19 protein-coding genes are annotated in these 16,645 nt (G+C 49.6%); 18 read left to right on the top strand and 1 reads right to left on the bottom strand.

Going from position 1 to position 16,645, the window contains the following annotated elements; all coding sequences use genetic code 11:
• The first annotated feature begins 82 nt into the window (after positions 1-82).
• From N6G83_RS07270 to N6G83_RS07225, 10 genes are all read left to right on the top strand, one after another.
• The gene (locus N6G83_RS07270; protein WP_216701437.1) at positions 83-430 is read left to right on the top strand and encodes a hypothetical protein; all 348 of its coding nucleotides are present in this window, start codon (positions 83-85) and stop codon (positions 428-430) included.
• Between the two features lie 2 nt (positions 431-432).
• Positions 433-831, top strand: coding sequence for an HK97 gp10 family phage protein (locus tag N6G83_RS07265; protein ID WP_260515003.1), 399 nt, complete (start codon positions 433-435; stop codon positions 829-831).
• Positions 828-1,211: a hypothetical protein gene (locus N6G83_RS07260; protein WP_260515002.1), complete on the top strand. Its 384-nt coding sequence runs from the start codon at positions 828-830 to the stop codon at positions 1,209-1,211. Before N6G83_RS07265 ends, N6G83_RS07260 begins: the two co-directional genes overlap by 4 nt.
• Before the next feature lie 60 nt (positions 1,212-1,271).
• Entirely contained in the window at positions 1,272-2,021 is a 750-nt protein-coding gene (locus N6G83_RS07255) for an Ig-like domain-containing protein (protein ID WP_260515001.1), read from the top strand.
• Positions 2,022-2,228: 207 nt separating this feature from the next.
• Complete coding sequence (locus tag N6G83_RS07250; protein WP_197802422.1) at positions 2,229-2,765, top strand: Rha family transcriptional regulator; 537 nt, start codon at positions 2,229-2,231, stop codon at positions 2,763-2,765.
• Positions 2,766-2,804: 39 nt separating this feature from the next.
• Complete coding sequence (locus N6G83_RS07245) at positions 2,805-3,485, top strand: DUF6246 family protein (protein WP_260515000.1); 681 nt, start codon at positions 2,805-2,807, stop codon at positions 3,483-3,485.
• 332 nt (positions 3,486-3,817) lie between these two features.
• On the top strand, positions 3,818-4,486 hold the full coding sequence (locus N6G83_RS07240) for a hypothetical protein (protein WP_260514999.1): 669 nt from the start codon (positions 3,818-3,820) through the stop codon (positions 4,484-4,486).
• A complete protein-coding gene (locus N6G83_RS07235; protein ID WP_260514998.1) occupies positions 4,477-4,887 on the top strand; it encodes a hypothetical protein in 411 nt (136 codons plus the stop codon). Before N6G83_RS07240 ends, N6G83_RS07235 begins: the two co-directional genes overlap by 10 nt.
• 39 nt (positions 4,888-4,926) lie before the next feature.
• On the top strand, positions 4,927-5,184 hold the full coding sequence (locus tag N6G83_RS07230; RefSeq protein WP_260514997.1) for a hypothetical protein: 258 nt from the start codon (positions 4,927-4,929) through the stop codon (positions 5,182-5,184).
• Between the two features lie 175 nt (positions 5,185-5,359).
• Entirely contained in the window at positions 5,360-5,770 is a 411-nt protein-coding gene (locus tag N6G83_RS07225; RefSeq protein ID WP_260514996.1) for a hypothetical protein, read from the top strand.
• A 66-nt stretch (positions 5,771-5,836) separates the two neighbouring features.
• Here N6G83_RS07225 and N6G83_RS07220 read toward each other — a convergent pair whose 3' ends face one another.
• Positions 5,837-6,724 (bottom strand): phage antirepressor N-terminal domain-containing protein, encoded by an 888-nt coding sequence (locus N6G83_RS07220; protein ID WP_260514994.1) that lies wholly within the window; start codon positions 6,722-6,724, stop codon positions 5,837-5,839.
• 179 nt (positions 6,725-6,903) lie between these two features.
• On the opposite strand from N6G83_RS07220, the gene N6G83_RS07215 reads away from it, so the two are divergent.
• The 8 genes from N6G83_RS07215 (at position 6,904) to N6G83_RS07180 (ending at position 16,645) form a co-directional block, all read left to right on the top strand.
• The gene (locus N6G83_RS07215; protein WP_260514992.1) at positions 6,904-7,296 is read left to right on the top strand and encodes a helix-turn-helix domain-containing protein; all 393 of its coding nucleotides are present in this window, start codon (positions 6,904-6,906) and stop codon (positions 7,294-7,296) included.
• A gap of 75 nt (positions 7,297-7,371) precedes the next feature.
• Positions 7,372-7,725, top strand: coding sequence for a hypothetical protein (locus tag N6G83_RS07210; RefSeq protein WP_260514991.1), 354 nt, complete (start codon positions 7,372-7,374; stop codon positions 7,723-7,725).
• Between the two features lie 63 nt (positions 7,726-7,788).
• Positions 7,789-10,482, top strand: coding sequence for a tape measure protein (locus N6G83_RS07205; RefSeq protein ID WP_260514982.1), 2,694 nt, complete (start codon positions 7,789-7,791; stop codon positions 10,480-10,482).
• A 56-nt stretch (positions 10,483-10,538) separates the two neighbouring features.
• The gene (locus N6G83_RS07200; protein ID WP_260514981.1) at positions 10,539-11,006 is read left to right on the top strand and encodes a hypothetical protein; all 468 of its coding nucleotides are present in this window, start codon (positions 10,539-10,541) and stop codon (positions 11,004-11,006) included.
• Positions 11,007-11,477 carry a hypothetical protein gene (locus tag N6G83_RS07195; protein WP_260514980.1) on the top strand — a complete coding sequence of 157 codons (471 nt, stop codon included), beginning with the start codon at positions 11,007-11,009 and terminating at the stop codon, positions 11,475-11,477.
• Positions 11,470-11,901 (top strand): C40 family peptidase, encoded by a 432-nt coding sequence (locus tag N6G83_RS07190; protein ID WP_260514978.1) that lies wholly within the window; start codon positions 11,470-11,472, stop codon positions 11,899-11,901. Before N6G83_RS07195 ends, N6G83_RS07190 begins: the two co-directional genes overlap by 8 nt.
• Positions 11,849-14,344, top strand: coding sequence for a host specificity factor TipJ family phage tail protein (locus tag N6G83_RS07185; protein WP_260514977.1), 2,496 nt, complete (start codon positions 11,849-11,851; stop codon positions 14,342-14,344). Before N6G83_RS07190 ends, N6G83_RS07185 begins: the two co-directional genes overlap by 53 nt.
• Positions 14,345-16,645, top strand: coding sequence for a hypothetical protein (locus tag N6G83_RS07180; protein ID WP_260514976.1), 2,301 nt, complete (start codon positions 14,345-14,347; stop codon positions 16,643-16,645).

The following is a 16,645-nucleotide window of genomic DNA, read 5'->3' as shown; positions in this document are numbered from 1 at the left end:
GTTAACGACCGCGGTGAGTGGAAATTTAATTGCCCGAAAATCGCGGCAGAACGGCCTGCGGTGATTAGCTGGAGAGAATGACATGTCATCAATAGCCAACTGGTCATACACGGCTGAGGCCACCATCTGGCGCAATCTTGGCAATAGCGAAGCGGGCGATCCTCTTGGCTGGGCTCCGCCTGAAATTATCATGTGCGATTACCAGGGCGGACTCTCGGCGAAGCTGAACAATATCGGTTCGGAAATCACTGTAAAAAACACGGTATGGACTGAATTCACTGAAGCCAAGAAAGGCGACTATCTGCTTATCGGTGTGTCTACCATGGTAGACCCGATCGCCGCGGGTGCCGATGAGGTGGTGCAGGTGATCCGCTATGCCGATACGTTTGAGCGGCTGGCTGAGGATATAGCCATTCTGACGGGAGCATAGCGATGGGCGTAAAAATAAAAGGCATCAAAGAGGCCCAGCGGCGCCTTGATTCCGTGGTTGAGGATGTCAGGACGAGAAAGGCGGTCAGGGCAATCAAATCTGCCGTGATGATAATCGCTAATGAAGCAGCGTTGATGACCCCGGTGAACATCGGCAACCTGATAAATTCGCAGTACCAGGAGACAATGATTAACGGTACACGAATTACGGGACGCATCGGCTACTCAGCGAATTATGCGGTCTATGTCCATAATGCAAGTGGCATCATGAAGGGGCTCCCAAGGCCAAACAACCGCGGCAATTACTGGGATCCTGCTGGTGAACCTAAATTCCTCACCAAGGCCGCAGAGAAAACTCGCCGGCAGGTGGACGAGATAATCAAGAAGGAGATGATGCTGTGACACCTCCAATGTATCTCCGCCTACGAAATCTTTTCGAGAATGCAGGCCTAACCGCGGGGCTCACCATCCAAACGCTGATGTGGAACGACACGGGCAAGTTATCCGACGCCTTCATCGTGTTCCGTCCTGGCGGTGGTTCAGATATTCAATACGACCGCGGCGGAGATTTCTTCGTAATGGTCGATGTTGTCGGGGCCAAAGGAAAGAACGCAGAAGCAGATGCCGCGGCGAACAAAATCGCCGACTACATCAACAGCCAGCAGGGCGATGATAGCTGTGTTGGCGCCATGCGTCTGCTTGGAGGCTCTCCAACGCCAATCCCATCAGCAGAGGGGCGATTAATCTACAGACTTTTAGTCTGCTGCACCTACGGCGAATAACGCACATATCTATCCATCAGGCTGCCTCTGGGCGGCCTTTTTTATTTGAAGAGGTAACACATGCAAGGTTGTGCAAATGATACCGGCAAGCTGATCGGTAAAGTCGCGGTGCTGCGTATGGCTTTCGGCTGTGCTGACACGCTGCCGGCACTGAGTGACTGGAAGCGCCTCGGCGCGCTGACCACCAAGGGCTTCGACTTCTCGCCAAACTCCGTGACGTCTGAAGCTGACGACGCGAAAGGGTTGGTGGAGAATCTGGTAACCAACATGGATTTCACCATTTCCGGTGAAGGTGAATTCCGCCGTAAAGACAAAACCACTGAGATCGGCGCTCTCAACATCTCCAAGTACATTTTCGATGAAGTGCAGGCTGGCCGGCAGCCGTCGATTTGGGTGCGATTCGATTTCGTCGGCGAAGATTCCGGCACCTACATCATGGGCTACTTCAACACCACATCGTGGTCTGGTGATTTTGGCACGAGCGACATCTCCACTTTCTCCGGCGAGTGGAAAGTTGCTGATGCCGATACTGTCGTATTTGAAGTCGCCGCGGATGTACCGGTTACCGGTGTGACAGTGGCGCCAGCAACAGCAAGCATTGCTGTAGGGGCTACTCAGCAGCTTACCGCCACCGTGGCGCCGGCTGATGCAAGCGACAAAACCGGCACCTGGTCATCCTCGGCAACCGGTAAGGCCACCGTCAATCAGTCAGGTCTCGTTACTGGCGTTTCTGCCGGCGCGGCCACAATCACGTTTACCACCAACGATGGCGCCAAAATATCTACCAGCGCGATCACTGTCACCGCATAGCAAATGGTCGGGAAACCGACCGTCGATCTGACAAAGACTAGCCCTGCTCATGCGGGGCTTTTTTGTACCTGAAATTCATCGCGCACCGCACGCGCAGTAGTCAAACCAAGAACCTTTCAGGATGACCCTTGAGGAACCGGCTGGCAGTCGGAGCCTTCTTGGGGCCGTTTCCTGTGCGACAAGGTTCATCACTAAAAGGTAAATCCGATGACGCATCCAACTGTAGTTAATGGAATAGACTTCCGCGAAATGGTATCCGCCGAAGAGGGCGAGCCAATTACTGACACTTTCATGATCGCCAAAGCATTCGGAAAGCGGCCGTCTGATGTAGTTCGTGCAATCGAAAAAGGGCATTTCTCTGATGATTTCCGCGCTGCGCATTTTTGCGCTGTCGAGAAAATCAATGACTTAGGGATATTTGACAAGAAGCAGAAATACTACCGAATGGACTTCAGTGGTTTCGTAATGCTTGTGATGGGTTTTAGTGGCGCTAAGGCTGCTGGCATCAAAGAGGGCTACATCAATGCCTTCAATTGGATGAGTAGTGAACTGAAGAAATATAGCGCCAGTTATGAAGCCGAGCGCAACGCGGTAATGCTGGAGTACATGAAAGAGAAAGATGTCGCCAGTATGTCAGGTCGATTGCTTAATCGCTGGGGCAGGGTGAAGAAGCCGCAGCTTTTAGCGCGTATTGAACAAGTAGAGAAGCACGGACAGATAGCCATTCCTGGCCTGCCTTCGTGACGTAGATCGGGCAGGGATGCTCGTCAATATGGATATAAAATGACACCAATCACTGAATTAGGCGAGATGGTCATCACCGATGCCGATCGCGATTACTTCCTTCGACCTTCGTTCGCAAACATGACCCGTATAGGCTCGCCAGCGGAGATTGTAGAGCGCTTTGCTGAGCTCCATACCAGTGAGGCGCCACGGTTACTTGAAGCCGCTGCAGAGGCATACGGTGAGGTTCCTGGGTGGTTGCTGGCATACATCAACGCACCGTCATTCAGTAGCTCAGCAATATTCGCCGGGATGATCGTCATGCAGGCATGCTGTGATGATGACCTTAGCGCGCTGGTGGGGGAGTTGCGACCAAGCAAACGAGGGAAAAGGGCTTTCGTGTTTCGCCGCGGCAAGATGCCGGCGAGCGATATCATCGTAATCGGCCAATCACTGATCACTCACGGTATCATCGGTAAAGCAAAGATCCGCAAGCTGCAGCGACACGAGTCGAACAGCTACGTGAACGAGTTCAACGCCTTCGAGTACATCAGCGCAGCACGGAACCACTTCCACATGCCTCGCGCCGAAGCAGAGCGCCTTTCGATGACTGAGTTTCAGTTGCTGCTGGCGGCAAAGTACCCAGAGCAGAAAGGCTTCACGCGCGAAGAGTACGATCAGGTGATGGACGAAGATGAGAAGCGCTGGCAGGCGATGATGAAAACGCAAAAAAATCGATAGCCCAAAATCGCAGCAGAACCAAACTACAGCAGCGAGTTTTGCATGCATGGGGATATGCGATGGATTTTATGGGCTCACTACAGGGCGAATAGACAGCAATAGAGAGCAATAGAGAGCAATAGACGGTGAGAAAACGTGCTGTCGACATTGAAAGAATATGACTAAGGTAATACACTTCGAAGCGTACGTAAGGTCGAATTTTGATGCAATGCCTTAAGCGTTGCATTTTTTGTCACTAAAAACAGCACATAAGAAGAATGATGATAGTCCCACAACCAAAATCTGGCGAGCTGATCGACATACTGACCCCCTCTCTTATCAAAGGAGAGAACTTGCTCAGTGACATCGAGGTTAGAAGGGTTATCGTAGAAGCAAGAAAGTTGCCAGATCGCTATCAGGGGCTCTCTATCGAAGGGCTGGTTAGGGTCGTATGTGACGATCTTGAAGAAGGGTACTCACTGCTCGAGAGGGCCCTGGCTCTAGCACCTTATGATGCTGTGTCGTGGGGGAATTTCTCCAGAGTAGTTGGAAATAAGACCTTCCACAGCAAGCAGTTGGAGATTCTCAAACGCTCTTTGGTTGTCCGAGAGCCAGCATTGCTGGTCGAGGCATTGATTATCGGAGCCTTTTGGGCTGATATGGAGTTGCTGGATAAGGTGGTTCCCATGGTAAGAGCTATGGAAATACAACTGAGCGAACCAGCCACGCAGGCAATAGCTATGTATGAGCGCATGCTTGGGTATGGAGACAAGGCAAAACAGGTAAGTGCTGTAGCGAAAGTCGTTATGTCAGTAGCCGAGCGCCATCGTCTGCCCTCAGATATCAGTCGAGTAGATGATGATGATGAAGGTTTGATGGGGTTCTGTTTGTTTGTAAATACAGACGATGCAGACTACATTCAAGCTTTGAACAATGAATTGTTAGACGAAATGATCGATGCTGGGTTAGAGACAGGTTGCTGCGTTGGGTTCTTTGAACCAGGTGGTAAAGAATGCCTGTAAATCACGATTGCTTTATGGAATTGGCGAAGGCTTCCATTGCTAAATCCGGTGAGCAATGGACTCGCAATGCCGTAAGTAGAGCCTACTATTGCATGTATCATTCTGCGCTACGAGTGGTTGGTGGCTCAGTTCCCACAGTCGATAAACAGGGTGTGAAGATACCTGGTGGCACGCACGCAAGGTTCTACACCTATCTTTGTAGTGGTGAGGCGGCTCAAGATCATGGTTTCGACCCTGTGCTGGTTAAAAAAATAGGGTTAAAGCTCAAAACTCAGCATTTCCACAGAGTTTCTGCGGATTACAAGCTTTCACAAAAAATTAATCGCGTTGCTGCTGTAGTCTGCATTCAGGATGCAGAAGAGGTAGAAAAATTAGTTTCTTCCTTGATCGAAGAAGACTAATTAGACCTGTTTAACAAAGCCCACCCAAGAGGTGGGTTTTTGCTTTTGGTCACCGGTGGTTTTCTGCCTCGTTTTGCGGCCCTTTTTCGTGGTCTATCTTTGATTTTTGTTGCAACCTTACTTCACAAAAAATCAGAGGAGGTAACCATGATAAAAATCGTAACGTTGTTAACTAATCAAAACTACCTGGCCTGTGTCGTAGCAGCATTGCTCTTCATCGTCACGGACGATGCCAGTCTTCTGCGCGGCAGCCTTAACTATGGATTTCAAGCAGTCATTAATGCCAAAGGCGAATAGCAGGCAGACTCACCGTAGATGGGGGAAGGAATTTTTGACAATATGGGAAAAGTTCTATGTTGTATATGGTACCTTGCAGCAAGAATAGTATAAGTTTATGATTGAAATTCAATGTTTATAAAACATCCTTTAAACCCGCATCTATAACTGGAATATTCAGGAAAAAGTGGAGAATATGGATAATACTCTGGCCTACTATGTAAATGAAATTTTAAATAGCAAAGAAATCATTAGAAAGCAATTAATTGACCATCTTAATCAAGTTGTTTCATGTTTTTTAAGCTTGACATCCGTTAAGATGGAGGACTTGAAAGCTATTCAGAATAATGAAGTTACGCAATTTGATGAATTGCGAATGAAAAATAATGAAATTGATTTTAATTTGCAGTTTACAATCCTAGCAGGAGCGGAGAAACTTTATTTCTCTGTGCCACTTACTATTGAAAGAATCAACTTTATGGATGGGAGCATCGGCTTTTTGACTGGTCTTGAGAAATTCCGTGATCCAGTAACAGCAGAACAGGCGAGCGAGTTGCTTAAAGAAGCTTTTAAGGAAGTGATTGTAAAACAGCTAAATGAAAATTAAACACTATTTAGTAGCCCACCTGAGTGGGCTTTTTGCGTTCTAGCCCCCAAAAATGAGGGCTATTAATCAGTGAAGTGCTGACTGCATACGCGTTATCTCAAGTCGCCAGTTCAGCGGTGGGTTAACCTGTTTAGCTATATGACTGCTCTCACGCAGAAGCAGCAGGCCGGCGCTGCGTATAAACCCATCCAGATCGTTGGCGTTTGCATTCACCTTAACAGCTATCGGAAGTCCAAGTGGTGCCAGGGATTCGGTTATCTTCTGAGTGTCCTGTCTTATCAATAGAGCCACGCTCCAGAGGCAAACAAGTTGGTAGAGTTCGCTATCGTCGAATTGTCTGGCTGGCATCTGTAGTTCTATTTGTTTACCCAGATATTCGCCATCAAGCACGACGCGGTGAACGTACTCGATAGCCTGCGGGATCTGCTCAGGCGTTAAGTCCTCTATGCTCTCTACGGCGAAGCGCTGGTGGATGATGGAATACGCCTCCGGGTACATCAGATGCTTCTTGCTGACGAGCATATTCACCGCATCGCGCAGTGGCGTTCTTTCATCGACGGTTGTTCCTGGCCTCCGAACGGCGGCGCCTTTCGTCCAGTAGTCGTGCAAAACGGTGAAGCATTCTTCCTGATAGGCGATCAGCTTGTCGCGGATGTCGGCGCGCACCTTTGACGGGTTGATGCTGAACAGCCAGCCGTTGAGCTTTCGAAGTGGCAGGCACAAAAGGTCTCTAAATTTTCGATCTGCGGCAACCATGTTCATATGAACACAGTTGAATTTATCCTGTTGCTTCATAAGCTTGGTCTGCTGAGTCGACCAGCTCATGCCGAGATTTTCAACGATAGGCTTCATTGCCACATAGGCCACGCCGGCGACCATAGCCGTGATGATAGGTTGCCCATGGAACTGGACGGACGAAGTGTTAACTGCTTCAAGAATTGATATACTGTTCATGTCTTTTATCCTTGTGGGGATGGGGGACAAATCAGAAGCCCTGGCTGTTCCCGCAGCTGGGGCTTCGCTCTTTGGTGTCAAGTACACCAGACATAACTTGTTATGTTGAGTATACAAAAGTCATAACTAGTCATGTATGATGATGCTAAAGCCGTTTTGATGAGGTGTCAATACTAACTATGACTAACGATAACTCTGTTGCTTCAAGAATCATTGAGCGTAGAGCGATGATTGGTTGGTCCCAGAATGAGCTGGCGAAGCAATCCGGTGTTGCGGCAGCCCAGATATCAAGATATGAAGCTGGGGTAAATAAACCAAGCAAGCCAGTCGTTGCACGTCTAGCAAATGCTATGCAGGTTCCATTCGAGTGGCTGGCTTTCGGCGACACTCACGATTTTAAAAATGAAAGAAATGAAAGGGGTGAATTGCCTGTTTCAATAGATGTATCTGACGAAGCGTATGCATATATTGAAAAAGAGGCGAAAAGGCTTGGGGTAGACCCTGCAGAGGTTGCTCAAAGCCTGCTTAAGATTGGTCTCGAAGTCTATGAGTTGCAGAAGAAACTGAAGTGACTTTCTACTGTTTTAGTTGCCGACTTCGCGCCCTTTGCTAAGCTCTGGTCATCTTTGATTGATGGGGATAGGGATGTGAAGAAGATTTTTTTCACCGTGATGCTGACTGTTGCGTTATCAGGGTGCGGAGGCGATGAGCAAGATGCCTATGACTTCGCACAGAAGGAAATAACAGCTTCAACTCCAAATAATGAGGCTGTTAAATTTAAAGACATGAAATTAGTCAGGGTCGTTAAATTATCCAATGGAACCAGTAAGGGAGTTGTTTGCGGCATGTCTACCAACCAGAATAGTTTCAAAGGATATAAAGACTTCGCTGTTTTCTACAAAACAGAGGCCGGGGCGGTTTCAGGGAAAGTAAACTATGTGCTAAGCGAAAAAATTCTTCCCGGCCAAGATGAACGATCAGTTATCGAAATCTGCCGCTAGACAATACCCAACATTTTATCAACCTCGCACTCGCGAGGTTTTTTTATGCCCGGAGAAAAGAACATGGCAGAGCAGGACGGCGGTAGCTTGGTTTACCAAGTTGATATTGAAACTGCAAAAATGGTCACAGGTAGCCGTCAAGCAGCTGTCGTGTTAGGGGAGATGGAAAAACAAGCCAATCGCTCATCTAAAGCTGTTGATGGACTGACATCCTCTGCCGATAGTGCTGGTCGGTCTATGTCTGGGTTTAAATCAGTGTTGAGCGGTGTTGCTAGTGCAATATCAGTTGCTTTGATTATCGATTACGGCAAGGCTTTTTTGACAGTCGCCGATAACATTACGCAACTTCAGTCACGGATCCTCAGGCTATCAACTGACGCCGCAACAGCAATGTCTACGTTTGAAGCGTTGACGGCCATAGCATCGACTACTGGCGCTAGCCTTAGGGATACGGCAAAGCTGTGGGAAGCGATGACCTCTTCGCTAAAAGGGACTGGAGCAACAAACACCCAAATACTTGCATTAACCGATACGCTTCAGAAAATAGGGCGAGTTGGCGGATCTTCTACAGAAGAGATGGCAAATGCATTAAGACAATTCGGCCAGTCTATTTCCTCCGGCACTGTAAGAGCTGAAGAATTTAACTCTATCCTTGAACAAATGCCTGAACTTGCTAGACAGATTGGCGCAGGGATGGGGCTATCAATGGGGCAGTTGCGACAAGCAATGCTCGAGGGGAAGTTGAGCGCTCAGGATGCACTTAATGCAATCATGAAGCAGTCATCGGCAGTTAACGATGAATTCTCGAAGCTTCCAAGAACGATGGATCAGGCGAGCAACTCCCTTACGATTTCCCTTCAAAATCTAATTGGGAAAATGAACGAAGCTATGGGCGCTAGCGCAACCATGGTGAAGGTTATTGACTCCATCAGCGCAGCAATAGATAGGCTAAGTGGCAAAACAGAGACGGCATCACAGAAGATTGCAGATCTCACGTCAACTGGCGAAATGTATGCACGAAGAGCAAGGACGTGGTCATGGCTTGGGCTTGATGGCTGGTCAGAACAAAATCAGGCGTTAGCGGCACTCAGTAACAAAGCGGCCACACTGATCGGCGACTTGAATTCGGTTGCAAAAGCTTCAGAAAACGCAGCCAATGGCATGATTAATTTCAATAATTCTGGCACTGCAAACCCTAAGCAAGATGCATTGGTGAAGCGTTCTCAGCGTCGCATAGAACTATCGAAACTAGAAGGGGAAGCAAGGGCCAGGCTACAGGCAGTGTATGATGCTGAAGATGCTGGTATATCTAAGAATGATCCGCGAGTGAAGAAACTCCAAGATCAGTATGCCGAGATAGAGCGGAATACCAAAGCCCAGAAAGAAAGCAATGCTGAGGGTAAAAAATCAGCCAACCAGGCGGAAAGCGTTGCTCAGAAGGTAGAAAATCTGAGGAAACAGTCTGAACTTGCGGCAGATTCAGCAAGTGAATGGAGCCGCGAGCAAGCGATCCTCAATGCTCAACTATCTCTTGGTAAAGGAGCTACACAGGCCCAGATCGCTGAGGCTGGTGCTTACGCTGCCAAAAAGTGGGATACGGCCAACGCTATCAAGGCGCAGGCGGCTGCAGAGAAGCTCCTGCCAGAAGCCAAAGAGAATGCCAGCTATGATCAGGACGTGAAGGACTTAAACACGGCGTTAGCGGCCAAGAAAATCAGCCAGGAGCAGTACAACACCACGGCTGAGCAACTGGAGCAACAGCATCAGGTTAACTTGGCAAAAATCCGGGCTGAAGCTGTGGTAAGCCCTCAACAGCAAGCCGCCGGCATGGTTGACCCAGTGCAGCAGCTTGCCAATGAAAACGCGCAAAAGTTGGCGCTGATCCAACAGTTCGAGACTGAGAAAGGGGTAATCACCCAGCGTGGACTTGAGTTGATGAGGGCGGCGAATACTCAGTACGAACAACAGCGGATCGCGGCACAATGGGAGATATTCCGCAATCAGAACGCAGGGAATGAGGCACTAGCTGCGTCACTGGATGCACTCGGCGGCAACGCATCCAATGCCTTCACTGGCATTATCACCGGCAGCATGAGCGCGGAAGAGGCAGCGCGTTCGCTTGGTTCAACCGTCCTTAATAGCCTGGTGAATGCCTTTGTTCAGATGGGAGTTGATTGGGTTAAATCGGCAGTTATGGGCTCAACAGCGCAAACTTCGGCTATCGCCGCCACCACTGCCGCGCAGGTTGCTGGAACGGCTACGACGACAGCAGCGAGCACAGCGGCGGCGGCGGCGACCACAACCGCCTGGACGCCAGCGGCTATCGTTGCTTCTATCGGTTCATTCGGTGGAGCTGCAGCGATTGGTATCGGCGCAGTTGTTGCTGCTATGGCGCTGTCTAGCAGCTTGGCAGGGAAGCGAAAGAATGGCGGCCCTGTAAGGTCGGGCAGCATGTACCAAGTTGGCGAGGGCGGTCTTCCTGAGATTTACCAAGCCAGCACAGGTAAGCAGTACATGATACCCGGTGATAACGGCAAGGTGATCAGCAATAAGCAGATGACGGCCGGCGGAAGTACGGCGCCAACCATCATCATCGAAAACTACTCATCTGGCGCTGGTGTGATGGATGCCCAGGCTAGCAGGGGGGCGGATGGTGGTGATGTAGTGCGCATTGTGCTGGCAGATCTGCAGCAGGGTGGTGAAATCAGCCAGGGAATATCCCGGTATCACCAGGCGCCTCGTAAAGCCACTGAATAGCAGAAATCAAACCTCACAACCCGCTTCGGCGGGTTTTTTATTACCGGGAGAAAACCGTGGCAATACCTTATCCCGACTGGCTATCCCTTCCCCAGAAGGCCAACAAGAGCCGCACAATTGATGCCGGGTTTCGCGCCGATCAGCCGGCAGTGGGTGCGCCGATATTCCAGCGCCTAACAGATGACCTCAAAACCACCTGGTCGCTGACGTGGATTTTCACTCTCCAGGAGGATCGAGCGTTCGAGCAGTGGTATCGCAGCCCTCGCTACCTGGATAACGGCAATCAGTGGTTCACGATGCTGTGCAATCTGGGTGGCTCTGGCCTGCAGATGCAGGAACTGCATTTCGTGGCGCCGCCGGTTCAAACGAGCATCAACGGCAACACAACGACATGGACGGCGAGCGTAATCACCCGGAAGGTCTACAACCCGGATGATGAATTCTCAGACGTCATTGTTGAGCTTCCTCCAGGCCAGTGGGGGATCATTGATGAAGTGGTTAACCGCGACATGCCGGAGTATTGAATGCCTACCTTACGAGAATTTCAGTCACAGCGGCCCAACCGGATCATCTACGACACGATGACGTTTAGCCATCCGGCATTTGGCGTTCTCCGGCTGGTGGCTAACCAGATATACCCGAAGACATTCGCTGGCCAGGTGTATTCGCCATGCAGAATGGAGGTTGCAGAGAGCCAACAGAGTAGCACGCCTGTGATCAACTCTACAGCCAAGTTTGGGCGTCTGGCTCAGGACTTTAAACAGCAACTTAAGCAGTGGCGCGCGCACTCACGCATAACGCCAATCTCTGCCATGTATCAGCGTTTCGATGCGGCGGACATGAATACGCCTCTGAAGTCGTGGACGCTCTATGTGAAGGATGTAGCAATGGACGAAAGCGATGTTACGTGCTCGCTGACGCTGCAAAACCCCCTGAACAACAATATCGGGTTCCTCTACAACACAACCGACTTCCCAGGGCTTGCCAATGCATAAATCTGACTTCATCTGTGCCATGGATGGAAAACCATGGCGCGATCGGGCGTGCTCGTTCAACGAGGCTGATTGCTGGGGGCTGGTGGTGCTTTATTACCGGCACGTGCTTGGCATAGAGATACACCAAACAGCGGACTACGAAGCCGGCAGCGACTTCCTGACGTGCTTTTCCGGTGATGTTGTGTTCTGGCACCAGGTCGAGAAAGCGTCCGACAGTAGCATTTTTATCGCTTATTACGGCGCTCAGCCAGCTCACGTCGGTTTAGTCATTGATGGGCAAGCATTTCATAGCCGCGGCGAATCGGGGCATGTGCGCTTTGACAAGCTGCGGACACTGGAACGAGTTTTCACCAAATTGGAGTTTTACGACTATGCCGTTGATCGAAGTTCAGCGTGTGCCAGGGTTGCCGAAAGAACGTCATAATCGGCCCGCCGGCAGCATGTTCTATCCTTGGCTGAAATCGGCCAACCTTCATTGCGATGTCGAAATTCTGCGTAACGGCGTAAAGCTGCAGCATGATGATGAGTTGAATTTTCCTCTCAACGATGGCGACGTGATCAACGTGTTCGACCAACCGAAAAACGGCACGCTTGGAACAATCCTCAATCCTTTAGAGCACTTTAACCCGATAAAATTTACTCAAAAAATTCTTTCATCACTCATCGGACAACCAAGCACCAGCGTAGCAGCAGGAAGTAATGCGAAAACGTCACCAAACAACAGCCTGAAAGGACAAACCAACATCGCGCGCAACGGCGAGGCAAAGCCTGACAACTACGGCCAGGTGCGCGCGTTCCCTGATCTGATTCAAGAGTCGTTATTCGAGTACGACAACAACATCAAGAAGGTCATCGAGTGGATGAACTTTGGGCTTGGTCAATATGACGTCACGTCTGTTAGATACTCAGAATCTAACCTCGGCGCGCTGGCTGGCGCCTCATACCGTATCTACCAGCCAGGCGAGAACATCCCACTAATCAATGAGGGGTTCGCTTTCGACGACATCGACGGCCAGGAGCTTCCTGGGCCTAACGAGAGCGGTGATTTCCCAGCAGAAACGGCGACATCAACAAGCGTGAATGATGCTTACTTTATTGCAGGTGAGGCAGTTATACAGATAATTAAACAGGACGAGTTCGACTATTTCTATGATCTCGCCTTTCCTCACTCTGTAACCTTTGTTGTAAACGTCACCTATGAATCAGCACAAGGTACGGTGACAAAGAATATAACGGTAAGTGGCGATATATTTTCTGCGAGGACCATACCGACCAATCCGCCTTCAGTGCCAAGCCCATTATATGAGTTCACAATCGGAAATTTATCTGGCCCAGATTTTTCTAGTTTGCCAAGTGGCACAGTGATAAACCCGGCAATTTTCACATTAAATGATAATGAAGCTTTGGTTATCGGGCCTTCGTTCTCCCCTGTACCGGGGAGTCAGCTGTGGGTGCATCTTAATGGACAGCTCGGATCTGGCGATTATGCGAGAACAGACGTAACAATCTGGCAGGTTGACGATAATAACAGCGCGATACCAGGGACGATTGAAGGATTTAACTTTGGCGTAAGCAACGACGATGAGCAAAGTGACAACAAATACTCCACGTTCAAAATAACACCAACTGCTGGCTATGGTCGTTACGCTGTATCTTTCAGGCGTACTAACAACAGTAATGACCATAGCGTGTTGAAAGTAGAGGCCATTCACAGCGTCCGAATAAGAGAGAATGTCGTTTACCCAAGCGATACTCTGGTAACAGTGACTGTCACGGCAACTGAGAGGGCGACAAGTGCACGAGATCGAAAATACAACGCGCTCATCACCCGTCACGTTATCAGTTATGACCTTGCGACCCAGACTGTCGATTACACCGAAAGGCCGTCACGTTCTTTTGCAGACGCTGTATTGCATACCTGGCTAAAGATTGGCGGTCAGCCAGAGTCGAGCATCGACATCTACGAGCTTTACTCTATCGCGGCATCGTTGCCGGATCAGCGCCTGGGCTACTTCGATTACACCTTCGATGACGAAGACATCTCGCTGGGCTCTCGAATTCAGACAATATGTGATGCGGCGACCGTAACCGCGTTTTGGGATGGCGGAGTGTTGTCCTTTACGCGCGATGAGCGTAAGCCAAGCGCAACAACGGTGTTCAACCGCGCCAACATGAAAGCGGAGGATTACAGCCTTTCCTACGACATGACTCTACCCGGTGGTTTTGATGGGGTAGAGGTCAAGTATCGCAACCCGATCACGAATAAACAGGCATTCATCCGCTACCGGATCGTCGGCAACTCGATTGAAGAAGGGGAGCCGGTAAAGGCGAAGAAATTCGATATGCTGTTTATCCGCAATTCTTTCCAGGCGCGGGATCGGGCATTGAAAGAAGTTCGCCGGCTGCTGTATTCACGCCAAACCATGGCTATTCGTGCGCTTGCCGATGGAGAGTGGGTGAATGTCGGCCAGATGGTGCAAGTAGCCGATATCTACGACGCTAACCAGCAGGATGGTTATATCGTCGCGCGCAACGGTAACAACTTTGACACAAGCGAACGTATCGAATGGGCTGGGGATATGTTTGTCGTCATCACTGATGCAATCGGTGCGCCTACAGCGCGCGTCCAGGCATTTCCTCGCACAGATAGCATATTTGGCTTCATTGCAGCAGTACCAGAAATAACCCTCAACCTCTATGACGGCTACAACACACAGTCGCCATCTCGTTACGTCATCGCCTCGCAGGTGGAGATGGATGCAACGAAATGGACGATCACGGAAAAGAAACCGAATGGCGACGGGACTACCTCGTTAACCATGTCTGAATACAACGATGAAATGTATAATTACGAGGTAACTGAATAAATGGCTACCACACCAACTACAAATCAAATCCCTAGCGAAGCGGTGCAAGATTTTCAATTTAACGCCGGGAAAGTAGACCAAATAGTAAACTCAGACGCAAAAACTTATGTTGATAGATTTGGGGTTGAAAGATATACGTGGGCAGGTGCATTGGCTAATATTGCTCCACTTGGACATCCATGGACGGAGGCTGAGGCGAGTTCTGCTATTGCATCTGGTGAAATTCCAGTTGGAGCATTTTATTTTGTCTGGACTGACGACATCAATAACATTGCTGATGTATGGCAGAACGTTGCTGGCGTGCCAATAAAAACAGAAAAAAGTTATCCAAGTACGCACTTCATCAGTGAGGTTGGCCATGTTGCAGAAAATGCCATGTCAGGCGTTGATGAGTTTAATCTTTTGAGACTCTATTACACGCTGAAAGGTAATGGTAAATTCTCCTTCTATGTAGGTAATGAAATTGATGGCGCATTAGCTATAGACAAAGATCGTGGGCTATGGCTTGCCGGGATGCAGGCGGCAATTCAGGATTATGTTTATCAGTTAATCCCTCGGGCTGTTGGTGCGTATTACAAAGGACTATCGCATGTAATAACAGACATCACCGGGAAAAAGGCATTGCAGTATTTCGATGCTGATAATGCCGCGCATTTTGCCGGATTAAGCGAATCACTACAAGCGCACGTCAGCCAGTTAATACCACGCGGGCAAGCTGTAAAATATCGCGATACCGCACATGTGTTTACCGATGAGACTGGCAGGGCTGGGTTTGGTCGCATAAATCGACGCGGTGAATGGTTTATCCCAGGCGTTGATGGGCCGCTGCAGGATGCGATCGGGAAAACGTCAGCCGATATTAAGATGGTAAACGGCAAGCCCGCCCTGTTCTGGAAAGGGGCTCAGGTGTGGAATGATTATTACGTCACCAGTGCCAGGCCGGTTTCTGATAATGCCGCGCTTTTCACTTTTGAAAAAGACGATGGCACTGGCAGTTCAGGTTTACTGTTCATCCCAAGCATTCGCGAAATTCCAGTAACCGCGGCATACATTCTTTGCTACATCTGTTTGGGGCAGAGTTTGGGTGCTGCATTTGACAAGCCATCCCAAAATATTCGAGTTGTCGGCGCTGACCCATTGTTACGCGGGCGCTGTTTGTCTCCGTCAGGCCGCGCTGACGGCAACAGCGCACCAGTTAGCCAGACCGATTTAGACCGCATCACGGACATGGGCTACAACATCGACCGGCAGGGGCATAACATCCCACTCGCAAACGGCCTGATGTACGAAATGCGTGATGCGGGCATGAATCTGCCGACGATTATTAATGCGCCGTGCAACGCTGGCGGCCAGCCGCTATCTGGGATTTCAAAAGGGACGTTCGCTTACACGAAGAGTCTGGCAATGTTGTCACGCATTACTGAGCTGTCACTGTCAATCGGTAAGCCTCTCCGCAACGACTTCATCTTGTTTGAGCACGGGGAGACCGATAACGACAACGGAAATTGCCCAACGCCGGGGAGTTACCTGTCATTGCTTGGCCCGTATTTTAATGATTGTCTTACGGACTTCAAAGGCATCACTGGCGCCACAACCGGCCCGATTATCGTGATTGACCAAGTTGGCAGCCGCATCAATACAAAAGCCAACGATGTAGATGATGAGGGTAACCCGATTGGCGATCCGATAGTTGTTCAGCCGTATTCAGTTACCGCCACCGATCAGCTCACATATGTGCGCCAGCATAGCAACTCTATTATGTGTGGAACGAAATACTGGCTCAACTGGCTATATAACGACGGCTCACTGTCGCATTTGAACCAATACGGCAAAGTGTTGCAGGGTGAGGCTATTGAAAAGGCGGTCTATTGGCATCTTTATGACCCTGCCAAAAAGGGGACATGGAAGGGTACACGGGTGCAGAGTATCGCTGTCAACGGCAACGTGATTGACGTTAAGTATTATGTGCCGTTCCCGCCGCTGGTCATCGACACCGACTTCCTTGGCGACTGCGCTGGCAAGGGTTATTCCCTCGAATCTGGTAGCGCGTCGGTGGTGTCTGTAGAGATTGTAGGCAGCGATATTGTCCGCCTCACCCTGAACCAGGCACCGTCATCTACAGATCATTTGCTGGTTGGTTTCACAAATACTACCCCGGCAAATAATGGAAGCATATACCCACTGGTATGTGTTCATGATTCGTCACCATGGGTATCACGCTACATCACAAAAAACAGTAACCCAGTGCCAATTTATAACTGGGCAACACTCGACCGCATTCCTTTAACCGGAGATTTTTAA

The organism is Serratia sp. PL7, assembly GCF_945957435.1.
This window is presented reverse-complemented; position numbering and strand designations above follow the sequence as displayed.